Genomic DNA, 16,866 nt, shown 5'->3' with positions numbered 1-16,866 from the left:
GCAGACCAGATCCTTCACCGCCTAGCCAGTTATCTGAACAGAATTCCTGACTCAGGACACTAGAAGGGTGCCGGTTCGGCGATCGGCTCCAGCTCGGTGTCGTAGGTGCGCTTGGCCGGTGTGGTCCACCGATGGGTGCCGTCTTCTCGGTTCTCACACCGCCAGTTCGAGTGCGTCTTCATGGTGTGATGGTGACGGCACTTCGGCCGCAGGTTGCGGATCGTGGTGTTCGTGCCGTCGAACGGGCAGCAATGATCAAGATCGCAGCGGTGTGACGGCTGCTGGCACCCGATCGCCGTGCACCTGGGGTACCGGGCGTTGATCAGCTCGCGTTGTTTCGGCGACGGCCTGTAGGTGTCACTGACCTCTTCTGCCATCCCGGTGACCGGGTCGGTGAGGATCCGCTTCCAGATGCCGCCCTTGGCGATGTCCTGCGCTACGCCCGTGGGGATCGGCCCGTATCCGGCCAGCATGCCCGGGTCATCGGTGAGACCGAGTAGCGCGGTGATCGGCATCGTCAGATAGACCATCGTCTGGCCTTGCGGTGCCGGGGTGTCGAGGCCTAGCAACAGGTCTCGGGCGACGTCGGCGCGTTTCTGGTCCAGGGTTCGGTCGTCTTTGGGTAGAGATTTCGCGATGCGGTCGATGTGGTCGAAGGCCATCGCGGTGTCATGGGCGGTCATGGTGTGGCGGAGTTCGGCCATGCCGTCGTCGAGGTTGATCTTCTCCACCAGACGCCGTTTGCGCTTCTCCTCATGCCGGAGATCGGCGGCTTTCGGGTCGAGTTTGTGGATCAACGTCTGGGCACGCCGCCGGATCGAGGTGTAGGTCCGGGTGGGGGCGTACTCCAGCAGATTCGCCTCGGCGATCGAGGTCTGCGGTTCTTTCAGGATGCGGATCTGATCGACGATCAGCAGGGCCTTGCTCTCATCGATCAACCCGGCGGAGAGGGCTGCGAGCACGCGGGGGCGTTCAGTGAGTTCGGAGGCGTTGGACAGGATGCGGTCAGCGCCACGTCGGGAGATGTGCAGGGCGCAGGCAATCTCATTCTGGACGAACCGATAGTCACGATCGTCGGCAGCGACGTGGAATGTGATCAAGGCTGTGGCGAGTTCCGCTTTCGCATGACACAGAGCGGCCTGTTTCGCCTCAACCTCAACGAGAAGGTCATCGAGGGTCATACCCCCAATTCTACCCGCAAATAATAGTGGATCATGGCTCTAAAGAATGAATTCCCAGGCGCCCAAACTCCCGAAGTGCCCCACGCTGGAACGTAAGGCGCAAGACATACCGAGGCTTTACCTGGGGTGCGCGTGCCATACGCTTCCGCGAGGGCCGGGGTTCTATCCCGTGCCCCTGTAAGGCCCAGGGGCACGCGCAAGGGGCCCCAGGTCAAGCCGACCCCCCGCTGGCACCGGCGCGGCCCGGAAGCCCAGCCGGTGCCAGCTGGAAGCCCAGCCGTACCCCCCCTGGAAGCCCAGCCGACCCCCCGCTGGTACCGGCGCCAGCTGGAAGCCCAGCCGGTGCCAGCTGAAAGCCCCCAACCTCACCGAACCCGATCCACAGTACTAAACGGATCAGGCGGCAAAGGCGGCTCCGGCAACAAATCTCGCAACTGCATGTTCACCCCCCGCAACCGATTCAACTCCCCGGTCTCCACAGCCCGATCCCCCTCTGCGATCAACCGGTCAGCGTGCGCCAGATTCCGCATCTCCCCACGCATTTCCCGCAACGCGTGAAAGAAGTGCAGCTGCAAGACCCCGCTCCGGTCCAATCCGCGCATCACGTGCAACCGAAGCTCCTCCATCCGCTGCCGCAACAAGTCCGCGTCCCGAGCGTCGATGGCCTCGTTGATCGCGTTCTCGTACAGCAACAGATCCCCGCCACCCACCAGGTCCCGGGCCTCGGCGATCATGCCGCGCGCCTCGTTGACCAACGAAGGCCACTCAAGCTCGTCCTCGACGTCGTCGATCGCGACGCGGAGGTCGAGCAAGCGGCGCTCGGCGGCTGTCGCGGCGTCGGGATCAGAGCCGGCCGCCAAGACAAGGGCGTCCACGTCGTGGAGCATGCGCTCGCTGTCGATGCGGGCGATGAGCACGTCGGCGACCGGGTTGCCGAGGACGCGTTGGCGTTCGCGTACCGAGGCCAGCCGGGAGCGCTCGGCGTCGAAGGCGCGGACGAGCAGCGGTTGGCCGGGGGTGACCTCGGTGCGCAGGTTCACCGTGTCCTGGAACTCCTCGTCGAGCATCGGCACGTAGGCGCTGGCCTTGATCAGCCGGGACTCGTCGATCTCGATGGTGAACACGACCTCGCTGCCGGAGGGCAGGCCCCGGCCGGTGTCGAACTCCAGTCGGCCGATGCGGCGGTTGCGGTCGGCGCGGTGGTACTCGCCTTCCAGGACGGGGATGCGGATCACGCCCTCGGCGGTGGTCCGCAGGGTCACGGTGCGGCGCGCGGGCAGGCCGGTTCCGCGCTCCAGCAACCACATCGCCTGGTTGCCGTCGAGGCCGACGCCGATCGAGTGGGTCAGCGGCGGCTCGGTCTCGACGGCGCCGACGGTGTAGGTGATGTGGCCGGGCTCGACGTCGCGGCGCGTGCCGGTGGAGTCGGTCAGCTCGACGGCGAAGGTGTTGAGCCGTCCCGGTTCCGCCCACAGCGACACCGCGAACAGGCCGTCGTCGGAGACGGAGATCCGCCCGCTGCGCCACGGCGGCCGGGTGTCGGAGTTGATCAGCTCCACGCTCAGCCCCTCGGCAACGGGCGAGACCTTGCCCGCCACCAAGGGCTCGGTGTCCGGGCCGACCGGCGAGTACTCGAAGTGCACGCCGAAACCACCGAGAGCAGGCTCAACAGAAGAAGGAATCCTTTGCGTGCCAGCGAAAATAGCCGCTCCGCGCGCGACGACCGTCATCGGGTCCTGGCTGTGGTCCAACGCGACGCCGAGGCCGTGCACCGGGTCGGCCAAGCGCTCGCGCAGGTACGGCGACAGCGTCGGGCCACCCACCAGAATGACCTTCTCGATGTCCGCCGGGCTCAACGAGCGTTCACGCAAAGCCTTGTGGCACAGGTTGATCGAGCGCACCAGCAGCGGCTCGGTGATGCGTTCGACGTCGGCCCGCGTCAGCTCGCAGTCGATCTCGAAGCGCCCGCCGGAGCCGTCGTCCAGCTCCACCACGATGTCCGTGGTGTCCACTCTGGACAGACGAATCTTCGCCGTCTCGGCGGCCAGCTTGAGCTTGTTCACCGCCGCGAACCACCGGGGGTCACCGCGACGGAGCCCGGCCAAGGAGGGCGCTTGCCGGACCGCCGCCGGGATCAGCAGCTCCTCGACGATCCGCCAGTCGATGAGCTTGCCGCCGAGGAAGTTGTCACCGCGGTCGTTGACCACGGAGAACTCGCCGTCCCGCACCTGGATGACCGCCGCGTCGAACGTGCCGCCGCCGAGGTCGTAGACCAGCCACAGCGCGTTCTCCTCCGCCGCCTGGAAACCGTAGGCGAGCGCGGCGGCGGTGGGCTCCTGCAACAGCGGCGAGAACGACAGCCCGGCCAGCTCGGCGGCGCGGCGGGTGGCGTCGCAGGAGTGGATGTCGAAAGCGGCGGGCACGGTCACCACGGCCGCGCCGATCTCCGAGCCGGTGCGCTGGCGGACGTCGGCGCGCAGCGACTTCAGCACCTGCGCCGACAGCTCCTCCGGCGTCATCTCCCGCCCGCTGGCCGCGAACCGCTTCGCCACGCCCGCGGTTCCCATGCGCAGCTTGAACTCCATGCACGTGTTGTCCGGGTCGGCCTCCGCCCGGTCCCGCGCCGCGCGGCCGACGTACAGGCGCTCGCGGCGGTCCACCCACACCGCCGACGGCGTGGTCTCGTCACCGTCGTTGTTCTTCAGCACCTCCGTGTCCACGCCGTGCAGCAGCGCCACCGCGCTGTTCGTGGTGCCCAGGTCGATGCCGACGTCGACCGTGCCGCTCACTGGTCTTCTCCAGTGTCGTCGGAAGTGGAAGGAATCCCGACGATGACCTCACCCATGCCGATCACCTTGCCGTGCAGGTAGATCGTGGGCCGGACGGTTTCCACGATGGTCTCCTTGGTCAGCCCCGGCCGGGGTTGGAAGGCGAGCACGCGGATCGCCATGCCGGGGTCGTAGTCGCGGTCGCGGTGGGACTGGACCTCGATCCCGGCTTCGGCGAGCGCGTCCATCGCGGTCTGCGCGTGCCGTCGCGCGGGCGAGTCCTGGTCGGCGAGCTTGGCGTGCAGCCGCCACACCGCCGTGGCGATGTCGGCCAGCGAGCGGGACTCCACCTGGACGTGGGCTGACATGCTTCTCCTCAGGGGAAAGGGCTCTAGAGACCGGGCGGCCGGGCGCCGAGCCGCCAGCCGAGCCCGTCGAGCTGCTGGATCGGTGGGAAGCCGGAGAGGGCCGCGTTGAGCCGCGCCTGCCGCGCGGTGGCCCGGCGCTGGCGCGCGTTGACCAGCGAGCCGTACACCGAGAACAGCAGGAAGATCGCGACGAGCAGGTAGAACAGCACGGCGGGGACCTCGAAGTCCGCGTTGAACAGCGCGACCATGCCGATCGCGATGAGCGGCACGCCGAGCAGCGGGATCGGCGCGGAGACCCAGCCGGAGTCCAGCCAGTCGCGGCGCTCGTGCGCGACGCGGCAGGAATGACAGCGCGGCACGGCGACGGCGGCCGTCTTCCACGTCACCTTGGGGAACTCGGACTGGTCGACCTCACCGTGCACAGCGACCTCATAGACGGCGTCCTTTCCATTGTGGGCCCGGCAGAACCAGCACGGCGGGTCGACACCGCCGCGCACGACGTCGATGGCCTGGGTGATCGACACCCGGGCCTCGTCGCCGACGGCGATGTCCAGTGCTCCGTCGAGCCCGTCGAGCGTGGTCTCGTCGTCGCCGGTCGCGCCGTGGAACGAGCCGAGGCAGTTGACGACGCACAGCGCCACGCCGTCCATGCACTCGCGGTAGAGCGGGTTCTCCGGATCGGCGCGCGCGGCCATCGCCAGCAGCGTCGGCCTCAGCTCGGCGATCAGCTCCGCCGCGATCCGCGCGCCTTCCTCCGGCAGCGCGGTGGCGCGGTCGGCGGCGTCCTGGCAGAGCTCGCCGAGCACGTTGGAGCCCGCCGCGACGAAGCTCGGTTCGATGGCCGCGCGCACCTGCGCGCTGACCGCGATGTCCAGGACCTCTTCGAGCTGCTCGAACGCGTCTTCGAAGTCGTGGCCCTCGTTGACGAACCTGATCACGCACGTGTTGACCGACAGCGCGAGCCCGTCCGCCGCGGCCCCGTAAGCCGAGGTGGTCGCGCCGAGTACCAGTCGCAGCGCCCGCAGCAGTGGTTCTACCTGGTCCAACAGCGTGTCGACGGCGTCGGCGCCGTCCTCGGGGTCGGCCGCCGTGACGCGCTCGGCGTTCTGGCAGGCGGTCCTGACCCGCGCGCTGAGGTGTTTCGTCGCGGCGGCAAGGGCTTCGGTGACCACCGCGACCGGGAAACCCGATCTGCGCAGGGCCTCCACGTGCGCGCGGGCGACGTCCTCGGCTCCGGCCTCAGCGGCGCGGACGGCCAGGTCGGCCTGCGGCGCGAGCACCGCTCTGGGCAGCTCCGCGCGCATGGTCTCGATGGTCTGTTCGGTGAGCCTGCGGTCGGCCAGCTGGGTGACGCGCTGCTCCAACCATTGCCAGCACTCGGTTTCCTCGACAACGGCGGCCCAGTGCTCGTAAGCGCGCCGCCACAGCGCGGGGTCCGCCCCGTCCCCGGCGTCCAGTGCCTGGGCATGTGCCAGCACGGCCGCGTCGTGCAGGGCTGGGCCGCTGTCCGGGGCGTCCGAAGGCCGGATCTCCCAGAACCAGAACAGTTCCTCGACGATCCGCCTGGTCGGATCGCGCACCAGCGTGAGCGCTTCCCGCACTGCTGCGGGATCTGGCGCTTCGACGGGCGGCAGCGACGAGGTGGGCATCGTCACCGGCGCACCGAGCCGTTCGGCCGCGCGCAGCTGGTCGGCGCGTCGTCGCAGGTCACGCGCTGTGGCATCGACCGGGAGGCCGCTGAGCCGGAAAGCGTTGCGGCGGTACAGATCCGGGTTCGCCACGGGCGCGAGCAACGTCGGTGCCGCGGCCTCGTGACGCCGTGCGTCCGCACCCGCCAACCTGCGCACGGCGACGCCGGAGTGCAACGGGTGCCCGGAATCCGCCGCGATCCGGTAGGCCGATCGAGCGCCCGCCAGATCGCCCATTCCCTCCAGCACCCGCGCCAGGCGCATCGCCGCCGCGGGCGCGTACTCCTCGTCGTCGGTCTCGATCACCTTGCCGTACAACGCTTTCGCACCGCGGAGGTCTCCGGCGGCTTCCCGGTCGACGGCGGTTGCGAACAACTCCTGAGCCGAGTCCACGCCTTCTCCCTCGCTCGCCTGCCGCTGTCTTACCGCCCGCCACGGTCGCGATCAACGCCCCGGCCAAGCCGTGACCAAGTCCATCCCCAATCGGAACGACGATCTCCTTGGCGCACAAGCATTTCCCCAACTCAGGGCGTTCCGGGGGCCGGGGCGGGCTCGCGGGAATCTATTGGCAATTGCCTTTCGAAATGCGATCGAGACGTTTTCCCGGACAATGCGGGCGAGTGACGGCGCTCACCGGGCCGCACGTCCCAGGGACCGGGAGGAATCTCGTCGAGACTGAGCCGTAAGCGTTACCGGATTGCGACGTTCGGCCGTCACCGGGGCGGCTCCGGTGCGGCGGACGGCCCCTCGGGGCCCGCTCCGGCATTCCCAGTACGGATGCGTTTCGAAAACGGGACCGATCCGAATGGCACGCCCGCGCCGAATTTGTTCGTACACATCGCGAGAAAAGTGGTACTAAAGTCAAAGCAGCCCTGTTACTTTCGTACCACTTGACGCTCCCGTGATTCGAAGAATTCATCTGTAACGAGCCGGTCGACGCCTGACTACTCGCCGGTAGAGTCACTCAAACATGCCCTGGATCACCCGTCGGAGCAGGGCGTTACAGGAAACTTGTCGCCAATGGGGTGAATGAGCATGCCGCTCGCCAAACCTCGGGTTACATCCTCGGCGACGTACACCGTCGCATTCGGTAATACTTCCTCGAATGCTCCGTTTGGCGGTCGCTGAAAACTGAGTGGGTTGACACCGTTGCCCTGCACTCAATGCACATAACTCCGCGCGGGGCACGCGGAGTCGCGTTACGGACTCACGATGTCTTGTGGGTCACATTCTCGGGTCGAACACCGTAAACGGTTCACGGGCGGTGAGCCGGGGTGAGGTGAATCGACCGAGGATCAGCCGTGCCCCTGGGAAGTCGATGAGCGAGGATCGATGGATTTCGCCCAGATGTCGCGGCGGCTCGACGAGCTGGTCGTGAGCCGGGGCGTGCCCGGCGCACAGGTCGCCGTGCTGCTGGAAGGCCGACGGTCGTCGGCCGTTGTCGGCGTGGCCAGGCAGGGCCGCGCCGAGCCGCTCGCCGGGGACGTGCTCACCGAGAGCGCCAAGGTCCCGGTGGGCTCGGTGACCAAGGCGTGCACCGCCGCGGTGGCGCTGGCGCTCGCCGAGGAGCAGGACCTGGAGCTGGACGAGCCCATCTCGGAGTACCTGCCGGAACTGGGGCGGGACACCGCCTACGGCGCGGTGACCACGCGCCAGCTGCTCAGCCACACCTCGGGCCTGCCGTCGGATGCGGCCGACACCGGCGCGACCTCGCCGCGCAGGCACGTGCTGACCGCGTGCCGCACCCTCACCCCGGTCGGTGCGCCGAACGAGGGTTTTTCCTACTCCAACATCGGTTACGTTGTCGTCGGCGCCGTCATCGAAGCCGTGACCGGGATGAGCTGGCGGGAGTCCGTCGACGCGGTACTGGGCAAGCCGCTCGGCCTCGACCTGGCCCACGTCGGTGACACCCGCGCCGACGTCCCCGACGTCGCTGTCGCGGTCGGGCACGCGGTGCGCCCCGGCCACCCCGCGCTCCCGGTCCGCCAGTCGCTGAGCGAGCTGGACGCGCCTGCCGGTGCCATCGCGGCGAGCGCGCTGGACCTGCTCACCCTCGGTGGCGTGTTCCTCGGCGCCGAGGAGCTGATCGGTGAGGACCTGCTGCTGGAAGCACGGACGCCGGTGTCTGGCGCCGAGCCCTTCGGCATGGCCGACGGCTGGGGACTCGGCCTCGCGGTGCACGGCGAGTGGGTCGGTCACGACGGCACCGGTGACGGCACGTCCGCGCACCTGCGGGTGCACCCGGCCTCGGGCGCGGTGGTGGCGCTCACGACCAACGGCAGCACCGGTCTGCACCTGTGGCAGGAGTTCGCCGCGGAGTTCGGCCTCGGCACGCGCGCGGCCGTCGGCCACGGCGCCCAGGTGCCCGCGCCCGAGGGATGCCTCGGCGACTACCTCAACGGTGACCTCGTGTACTCCGTCACCGAAGCCGCTGGTGGGCGGCTCGCCCTCGCCGTCGACGGTGAGGACTACGCCGAGCTGACCCCGCTGGACGGCCTGCGCTTCGCCCTGCGCGACGTGGACACCGACGACACCAGCCAGACCGGGCGGTTCCTCACCGGCCCCGGCGGCGGCGTCGACCGCGTCCAGGTCGGCGGACGGCTCGCGCGCCGGCGCTGTCCGGCGCCGACCGCCTGACCGGCACCACCTCCGTTGCCCGCCGGGTGCTCCCCGGCCCTCGAGCATGCCGACAGATCCCGAAAGGGTCGACCACCGATGACCGCTGAGACGGCTCCGACGCCGTTGTTCACCGCACTGACCCAGGAGTGGGCCGAGACCGCGCGAGCCGTGCCCGCGCGGACCTTCCCCGAGCTGTTCGAGGCGCGGGTGGCGCGATCGCCGAACGCGCTCGCCGTGCTCGACGGTGAGCGCCGCCTGAGCTACGCGGAGCTGAACGCGTGGGCGAACAGGTTGGCGCACAAGCTGATCGCGGCGGGTGCCGGGCCGGAGAAGATCGTCGCGCTGGTGCTGCCGCGTTCGGTGGAGATCGTCGTGGCGCAGCTGGCGGTGCTCAAGGCGGGCGCGGCGTACCTCCCGGTGGACCCGGCGTACCCGCGCGAGCGGATCGCGTACATGATCGACGACGCGAAGCCGCTGCTCGTGCTGCACGTGCTCCCCGAGTGCGACGGGCAGCCGGAGAACGACCCGGTGGTCGACGTGACGCCGGACAACGCCGCGTACGTCATCTACACCTCAGGCTCCACCGGGCGCCCCAAGGGTGTCGTGGTGTCGCACCGGGGACTGGCGAACTTCTCCGCCGCCGAGGCCGAGCGCTTCGACGTGCGGCCGGGTGACCGGGTGCTCCAGTTCTCCTCGCCGAGCTTCGACGCCTCGGTGCTGGAGCTGTGCATGTCGCTGCCGCTCGGCGCCGCGCTGGTCGTGCCGCCGGAGGGGCCGCTGCTGGGCGAGCAGCTGGCCGAGGTCCTGGAGCGGAGCCGGATCAGCCACGCGCTCATCCCGCCGGTCGCGCTGGCCACCGTGCCGGACGGCGTGCGGTTACCGGAGTTCCGCACGCTCGTGGTCGGTGGCGACGCCTGCCCGCCGGAGCTGGTGCAGCGCTGGGCCCCCGGCCGCCGCATGATCAACGCCTACGGGCCGACCGAAGCCACGGTCGTGTCGACGTGGAGCCGTCCGCTGGTGCCCGCCGACGCACCGCCGCCCATCGGTGGCGCGATCTGGAACACCTCCGCGTACGTGCTGGACGCCGCGCTGCGCCCGACCGAGGTCGGCGAGCTGTACGTGTCCGGTGTCGGCCTGGCTCGCGGGTACCTGCGGCGTCCCGGGCTGTCGGCGACGCGCTTCGTCGCGGACCCGTTCGGACCGGCCGGGAGCCGGATGTACCGCACCGGTGACGTGGTCCGGCGGACCCCGGCCGGTGTGCTGGAGTTCGTGGGGCGCGCCGACCACCAGGTGAAGCTGCGTGGTTTCCGCATCGAGCTCGGCGAGATCGAAGCCGCCATGCAGGCGGTTGCCGGGGTGCGCCAGGCCGTCGCGATCGTGCGCGAGGACCGGCCCGGCGACAAGCGGCTCATCGCCTACCTCACCGGCTCCGCCGACCCGGCGGCCGTCCGCGAGGCGCTCGCGGCGGAGATGCCGAACTACATGGTGCCCGCCGCCTTCGTGACGCTCGACGCGTTCCCCTTGAGCCCCAACGGGAAGCTCGACCGCAAGGCCCTTCCGGCTCCCGCCCGCTCCGGTGCGGCGCGCAGCCGTCCGCGCACGGAGCGCGAGGAGGTCGTGGCGGGTCTGTTCGCCGACGCGCTCGGCACCGACCAGATCGGCGTCGACGACGACTTCTTCGGGCTCGGCGGCGACTCCGTGCTGGCGGTGAAGGTGTTGGCGCGCCTGCGGGAGAAGTACGGCAGCGCGGTGTCCGCGCGTGCCGTGTTCGACGCGCCGACCGTGGCTGAGCTGGCCGCGCTGCTGCCCGAGACCACGACGGCGGCGGAGTGGATCCCGCGCGCCGACCGCAGCCGTCGATTGCCGCTTTCCTCGGCGCAGCAACGGCTTTGGCTCGTCGAAGACCTCGCGCCCGGTGGCACCGACCACAACACCGGTGTCGCTCTGCGGCTGAGCGGGCCGCTGGACGTGGTGGCGCTGCGCTCCGCACTGGATGAGTTGACGCAGCGGCACGAGGTGCTGCGCACGACCTTCGACTCCGTTGACGGAGAGCCGTTCCAGGTCATCGCCGACGAGGGCGTGATCCCCGTGCGCGTGGTCTCCGGCGTGGACGTGGACGCCGAGCTGGAGCGAGAACTGCGCCGTCCCTACCTGCTGTCGAGCGCGCTGACCCGCGTGCTGCTGGTGGAGGTGAGCGCCGAGGAGCACGTGCTCCTGTTGGCGCAGCACCACATCATCACCGACGGCTGGTCGGTGTCGTTGCTGCTGGAGGAGCTGGCCGAGCTGTACTCGGCGGCCGTTCAGGGCCTGCCCGCGATGCTCACCGAGCTGCCGATCGCCTACGCGGACTACGCGGTGTGGCAGCGGGAGCGCTCCAAGGACGTGCTGGGCGGCGGCGTCTCGCACGGGCACCTTGCGTACTGGCGGCACAAGCTCGACGGCCTTGAGGTGCTCGACCTGCCGACCGATCACATCCGCCCGCCGGTGCGGACCTCGGCCGGAGCGGTGCACCGCCGCGCGCTGCCGACCGATCTCGTCGAGCGACTGTCCACTGTGGCCAGAGCGCACGATGCGACGTTGTTCATGACGTTGACGGCCGCCGTGCAGATCATGCTGTCCCGGTACTCACGGCAGCGCGACATCTCCGTCGGCACGGTGAACTCCGGTCGCGGCCGGACCGAGCTTGAGGGTGTCGCGGGGTTCTTCGTGAACACTCTGGTTCTGCGGTCCTATGTAGACCCATCACTGGAGTTCCCGGAATTCCTCAGCGAGGTCCGCGAGACGGTTCTGGAGGCGTTCGCGCACGACGAGGTCCCGTTCGACCGGCTCGTCGAGCACCTCCAGCCGGAGCGCGACCCGAGCCGCACGCCGCTCGTGCAGGCTCTGGTCGCGTTGCAGCAGCCGTTGGTGCGGCGCGACCGCATGGGGCAGCTGCGCGTCAGCGAGCACGATCTGCCGCGCCCGTCCTCGCGCTTCGACGTCGTCGTCGAGTTCTGGCCTTCGGCCGATTCGCTCACCACGACGATCGAGTACAACACCGATCTGTTCGACGCGGCGACGATCGAGCGGATGAGCGAGCACCTTGAGGTGTTGCTGACCGGTATCGTGTCCAGTCCGGACAGCGTGCTCGGTGACCTGCCGATGCGCGGCTCCGAGGAGGTCGTCACCGACACGGCGGAGATCGTGCGCGTGCGTGGTTTCCGGGTGGACGTGAAGTCCGTGGAGTCCGTGCTGGTGCGTCACTCCGATGTGGACGATGCGGTCGCCGTGGTGGACACCGGGACCGGACGTGGTCGGCTCGTGGCGTTCGTCAAGGCGAGCAAGCAGGATTCCGTTGCGCTGCGGGCTTTCCTGGCTCAGGTGCTGCCGGACTACATGGTGCCGACGGCGTTCGTGTTCGTGGACTCCCTCGACCGCGACGCGCTGCCGGAGATCCCGGCGGAGGCTCGCGCGGAGTCCAAGCACGTCGCGCCTCGCACGCCGGTCGAAGCCACGCTCGCGGAGATCTACGCCGACGTCCTGGGCGTGCCGAAGGTCGGCGTGCGGGACAACTTCTTCTCGCTCGGCGGCGACTCCATCCTGTGCATCCAGGTGGTGACCAGGGCGCGCAAGGCCGGGCTCGTGCTGTCGTCGAAGGACATCTTCCAGCACCAGAGCATCGCCGCGCTCGCGCCGCACGTGACCGTGGCGCGCGGGCAGCAGCGCAGCGAGCAGGGCGAGGTCGTCGGCGACGTGCCGCTCACGCCCATCCAGCGGTGGTTCCTCACCGGCCACACCGTCTCCCCCGACCGGTTCAACCAGTCGATGCGGATCATGCTGGACGAGAAGGCCGACGTGGTGGCGTTGCGCGCCGCGCTGGTCGCGGTGATCGAGCACCACGACGCGCTGCGCATGCGCTTCCGCGTGGTGGACGGCGAATGGGTGCAGGACAACGCGCCGATCGGTGCCGTCGAGCCGTTCAGCGACGCCGCGCCGGACGAGGCGTTCGACCTCGGCGCAGGGCAGCTGCTGCGCGCGAAGGTGCTGGACTCGCGGACGGTGCTGCTCACCGGGCACCACCTCGTCGTGGACGGCGTGTCCTGGCGGATCATCGCCGAGGACCTCGAAACCGCCTACCGGCAAGCGCTCCGCGGCTCCACCATCCACATTGGACAGAAGTCCACGTCGTTCCAGGAGTGGTCGCGACAGCTCACGGCGCACACCGCCGACGGTGGCTTCGCCGCTGAGCGCCGGTACTGGAGCGAGCACGCGGAGTTCGAGCTGCCGACCGACCGCGTCGGCGTGAACGACGCCTCGTCGATGCGCGAGGTCAGCGTCTACCTTTCCACGGTCGAAACCGACGCACTGCTGCGCGACGTGCCCGAGGCGTACCGGACGCAGGTCAACGATGTGCTCCTGGCCGCGCTCGGCCGCGTGCTCAGCGACTGGACCGGTACCGAGCGCGTGCTGCTCGCTCTGGAAGGGCACGGCCGCGAGGAGCTGTTCGGCGACGTGGACCTGTCGCGAACGGTCGGCTGGTTCACCACGATGTTCCCGGTTTCGCTGCACCTCCCGGACTCCGGCTGGGGCGAGGCGCTCAAGTCGGTCAAGGAGCAGTTGCGCGCGATCCCCGGACGCGGCATCGGCTACGGAGCACTGCGTCACCTCGCCGATGATGCCGGACTCGCCGCCGCGCCGCAGGTGAGCTTCAACTACCTGGGCCGCTTCGACGACAGTCAGGGCGAGCTCGCGCTCGACATGGACCCCGACGCGCAGCGCACCTACCTGCTCGACGTGGTTGGCCGAGTGGAGAAGGGCGCGCTCGCTTTTACTTGGTACTACTCGGAAGCGCAGTACGACGGCGACACGATCCGCGCGCTGGCCGGTGCGATGCTCGCGGCACTTCAGGAGATCATCACGCACTGCACGGCGCCTGGTGCCGGTGGGCGGACGCCGTCGGACTTCCCGCTCGCGCGGCTCACGCAGGACCAGGTCGACCGCCTGGTCACTCCGTCCACTCAGGACATCTACCCGCTCACCTCGATGCAGGCCGGAATGGTGTTCCACGGCCTGTCCCAGGGTGATCAGGGCGCGTACTTCCAGCAGACCAGCTTCGTGCTGGACGGGGTTCGCGACAGCGAGCGCTTTGCCGAGGCGTGGCAGCAGGTCGTCGACCGGACTCCCGTGTTGCGCAGCTCCGTGGTCTGGGAGGGCGTCGGCGAGCCTGTGCAGATCGTGCACGACTCGGTCCGGCTTCCCGTCGCGTTCCTGGACTGGGCGGGCGTTTCCGATGCCGAGCGGCAGGAGCGCCTGGCCTCGTTGTTGGAGTCCGACCGCGCTGAGGGCATCGACCTGGCCGCCGCGCCGTTGATGCGCGTCGCGCTGGCGCGGCTGTCGGCGACCGAAGTTCAGGTGCTGTGGACGTTCCACCACGTGCTGCTGGACGGCTGGAGCGTCTTCCAGGTGCTCTCCGACGTGTTCGAGGCGCACTCCGGGCACGGTGAACCGCTGGAGCGGCGGCCGTTCCGCGACTACGTGGAGTGGTTGCAGGATCAGGACAAGGACGCGGCGGAGGCGCATTGGCGCAAGGTGCTCGGCGACTTCACCGAGCCGACGCCGCTCCCCCAGGACCGCGCGAGCATCGACCTGCACAACACCGCGGCTTCGGAGCAGCAGTCGTTCGGTCTGTCCATTGAGGACTCCGCGCGGCTGTACGCGTTCGCGAAGGAGCACCGCATCACGCCGAGCGCGGTCGTGCAGGGTGCTTGGGCGCTGCTGCTGTCCCGCCACAGTGGACGAAATGAGGTGTGCTTCGGCTCCACGGTGTCGGGCCGTCCGGCGGACCTAGTCGGCGTCGACGCGATCACCGGCATCTTCATCAACTCGCTCCCGGTGCGCGTCGCGGTCCCTGGCGACACCGAGATTTCCGAGTGGCTGCGCGAGCTCCAGGCCGCGCAGGTGGAAGCTCGGGGCTTCGAGCACGTGTCGCTGACGCAGATGCAGGCGTGGAGCGGTGTTCCCGGTGGCCGGTCGCTGTTCGACAGCCTGCTGGTGTTCGAGAACTACCCGATCGACGACGACGCCGCGAGCGCGCACGGCCTGCGCCTGCGCGAGCTGCGCGCGGTGGAGACGACGAACTTCCCGCTCAGCGCCACGGTCTACCCCGGCGAGCAGCTGTCCTTCGTGCTCGGCTTCGAGCCGAAGCTGTTCGACGCCGACACCATCGGCCGCCTCGGCGCCGACCTGCGGGCACTGCTCGTCGACATCACCACCGACGGCTCCGTCCCCGCCTTCACCGGCGAGGTCGCCGTGGTGGAGCGCTTCGCTCCTTCTTCTGACGCCCCGGTCGGGTACGTGGCGCCGGAGACGGAGCTGGAGGAGGCGCTGGCCGACATCTGGGCCGAGGTGCTCGGTGTGGAGAAGGTCGGCATCGAGGACAACTTCTTCGACCTGGGCGGGGACTCGATCCTGAGCCTGCACATCACCTCCCAGGTCAAGGATGCCTTCGACGTCGCGCTCACCCCGCGCGACGTGCTGACCAGCCGCACCGTCGCCGCACTGGCCGCGCTCGTCGAGGAAACGATCTTGCGCGAGCTCGAAGCTCTCGCCGCCGAAGAACCGCTTGCGGGTTCGAGCATCGTCACCGAGGAAGAAAACTGATGTCGTCGAAGCAGACCCGTGCCTCCGCCCTGCCCGCGCACCTCCAGGAGAAGCTGAAGCAGCGGCTGGCGGGCAAGGCGAAGCGCGCCGACCTCATCCCTTCCGCGCCGCGCGACGAGCCGTTGCCGTTGTCGCTGGCCCAGCAGCGGTTGTGGGTCCTGCACGAGCTGCACCCGGGGGACAACGAGTACAACAGCGCGCTGGCCGTGCGGCTGACCGGCGCGCTCGACCTGCCGAAGCTCGTCGCGGCCATCCGGACCGTCCACAGTAGACACGAGTCGCTGCGGACGACCATCGGCGAGCTGGACGGCACGCCGGTCCAGGTCGTGCACCCCGCCTCCGAGCTGCCCGTCCCGGTGGTGGACTGCGCGCGCGAGGACCTGAACTGCTTGCTGGAGAAGGAATTCTCCTGGGTCTTCGATCTGCGCGACGGTCCGCTGTTCCGGGCGATGATCGCGCGCGTGGACTCGCAGGAGCACGTGCTGCTGCTCAGCTCGCACCACATCGTCGTGGACGGCTGGTCGATGGGCGTGCTCGCCACCGAGCTGAGCACGCTCTACGCATCCGCCGATCTGGCCGCGCCGTCGTTGCAGTACGCGGACTTCGCGGTGTGGCAGCGCGGGCGGCTCGCGTCGATGGACGGGCACCTGGACTACTGGAAGAAGCAGCTCGACGGCATCGAGCCGCTGAGCCTGCCGACCGATCGGCCTCGCCCTGCGGTGCGGACCTCGGCGGGCGCGGCGCACGAGTTCATGCTGCCGCAGTCCGTGGTCTCGCGGTTGTCGTCGTTGGCACGCGAGTGCGAGACGACGCTGTTCACCGTGCTGATGGCCGCGTGCAAGGTGCTCTTCGCGCGCTACTCCGGGCAGTCAGACATCGCGCTCGGCACGGTCAGTTCGGGGCGGTCGCGGCCGGAGTTGGCCGGAGTGGTCGGCTTCTTCATCAACACCGTGGTGCTTCGCTCCACTGTGGACTCTTCGCGGACGTTCGGCGAGTTCCTCAGCGAGGTCAACACGACCGCGCTCGACGCCTTCGCGCACGACGAGCTGCCCTTCGACCGCCTCGTCGACGCGGTGGGCGTCGCGCGCGATCCGAGCCGCAACGCGCTGTTCGACGTCATGGTGCTGCTGCAGAACGCGCAGCGCGGACTGCCGGAGTTCGCCGGGCTCCAGGCTTCTGAGGTGAGCCTCAACCGCTGGGCGGCGAACTTCGACCTGAGTGTGGAGTTCACCGAACGCACTTCGGGCCTGGAGTGCGTGTTTGAGTACAGCACTGACCTTTTTGATGCGTCAACGATGGAGCGGCTGGCGTCACACCTGACCACGCTGCTCGAATCGCTCGCGGTCCACACGCGCCTTGACCAGCTCTCGCTGATGGACTCGGGTTCGCTGACGCGGGTCACCAAGGAGTGGAACAGCACGCAGCTCGACGTTCCGCGCAACAGCTACGTCGAGCTGTTCGAATCGCAGGTCGCTCAGCGTCCACATGAGACCGCGCTCGTGTGCGGCTCGGACGAGCTGACCTACAAGGAGCTGAACGAGCGCGCGAACCGCCTGGCGCACAAGCTGATCGCTTCGGGAGCCGGGGCGGAGCGCGTGGTCGC

7 protein-coding genes (1 of these 7 cut by a window edge) are annotated in these 16,866 nt (G+C 69.2%); 3 read left to right on the top strand and 4 right to left on the bottom strand.

The genetic code is table 11. From position 1 onward, the window contains the following. Positions 1-59 precede the first annotated feature (59 nt). The 4 genes from ABD798_RS34185 to ABD798_RS34170 form a co-directional block, all read right to left on the bottom strand. Positions 60-1,181, bottom strand: a complete 1,122-nt coding sequence (locus tag ABD798_RS34185; RefSeq protein ID WP_344884674.1) for an HNH endonuclease signature motif containing protein — start codon at positions 1,179-1,181, stop codon at positions 60-62. Between the two features lie 365 nt (positions 1,182-1,546). After that, positions 1,547-3,970 (bottom strand): Hsp70 family protein, encoded by a 2,424-nt coding sequence (locus tag ABD798_RS34180; RefSeq protein WP_344884672.1) that lies wholly within the window; start codon positions 3,968-3,970, stop codon positions 1,547-1,549. Continuing rightward, a complete protein-coding gene (locus tag ABD798_RS34175; RefSeq protein WP_344884670.1) occupies positions 3,967-4,317 on the bottom strand; it encodes a hypothetical protein in 351 nt (116 codons plus the stop codon). The genes ABD798_RS34180 and ABD798_RS34175 overlap by 4 nt, the downstream gene beginning before the upstream one ends. 23 nt (positions 4,318-4,340) lie before the next feature. Beyond that, positions 4,341-6,398 carry a hypothetical protein gene (locus tag ABD798_RS34170; protein ID WP_344884668.1) on the bottom strand — a complete coding sequence of 686 codons (2,058 nt, stop codon included), beginning with the start codon at positions 6,396-6,398 and terminating at the stop codon, positions 4,341-4,343. Positions 6,399-7,337: 939 nt separating this feature from the next. Between ABD798_RS34170 and ABD798_RS34165 the strand changes: the two genes are divergently transcribed. From ABD798_RS34165 to ABD798_RS34155, 3 genes are all read left to right on the top strand, one after another. After that, on the top strand, positions 7,338-8,642 hold the full coding sequence (locus ABD798_RS34165) for a serine hydrolase domain-containing protein (protein WP_344884666.1): 1,305 nt from the start codon (positions 7,338-7,340) through the stop codon (positions 8,640-8,642). Between the two features lie 150 nt (positions 8,643-8,792). Next, on the top strand, positions 8,793-15,263 hold the full coding sequence (locus tag ABD798_RS34160; protein WP_425549318.1) for an amino acid adenylation domain-containing protein: 6,471 nt from the start codon (positions 8,793-8,795) through the stop codon (positions 15,261-15,263). Further along, a protein-coding gene (locus ABD798_RS34155; protein ID WP_344884660.1) for a non-ribosomal peptide synthase/polyketide synthase crosses the window boundary here: on the top strand, positions 15,263-16,866 show its 5' portion. The gene runs 17,746 nt beyond the window's last position; only the first 1,604 of its 19,350 coding nucleotides appear in the window; its start codon is at positions 15,263-15,265; the stop codon falls past the right edge of the window. Before ABD798_RS34160 ends, ABD798_RS34155 begins: the two co-directional genes overlap by 1 nt.

The organism is Allokutzneria multivorans, from assembly GCF_039537405.1.
GTDB classification, from domain to species: domain Bacteria; phylum Actinomycetota; class Actinomycetes; order Mycobacteriales; family Pseudonocardiaceae; genus Allokutzneria; species Allokutzneria multivorans.
Note: the sequence above shows the minus strand (reverse complement) of the source record. Positions and strands in the feature narration are given on the sequence as shown.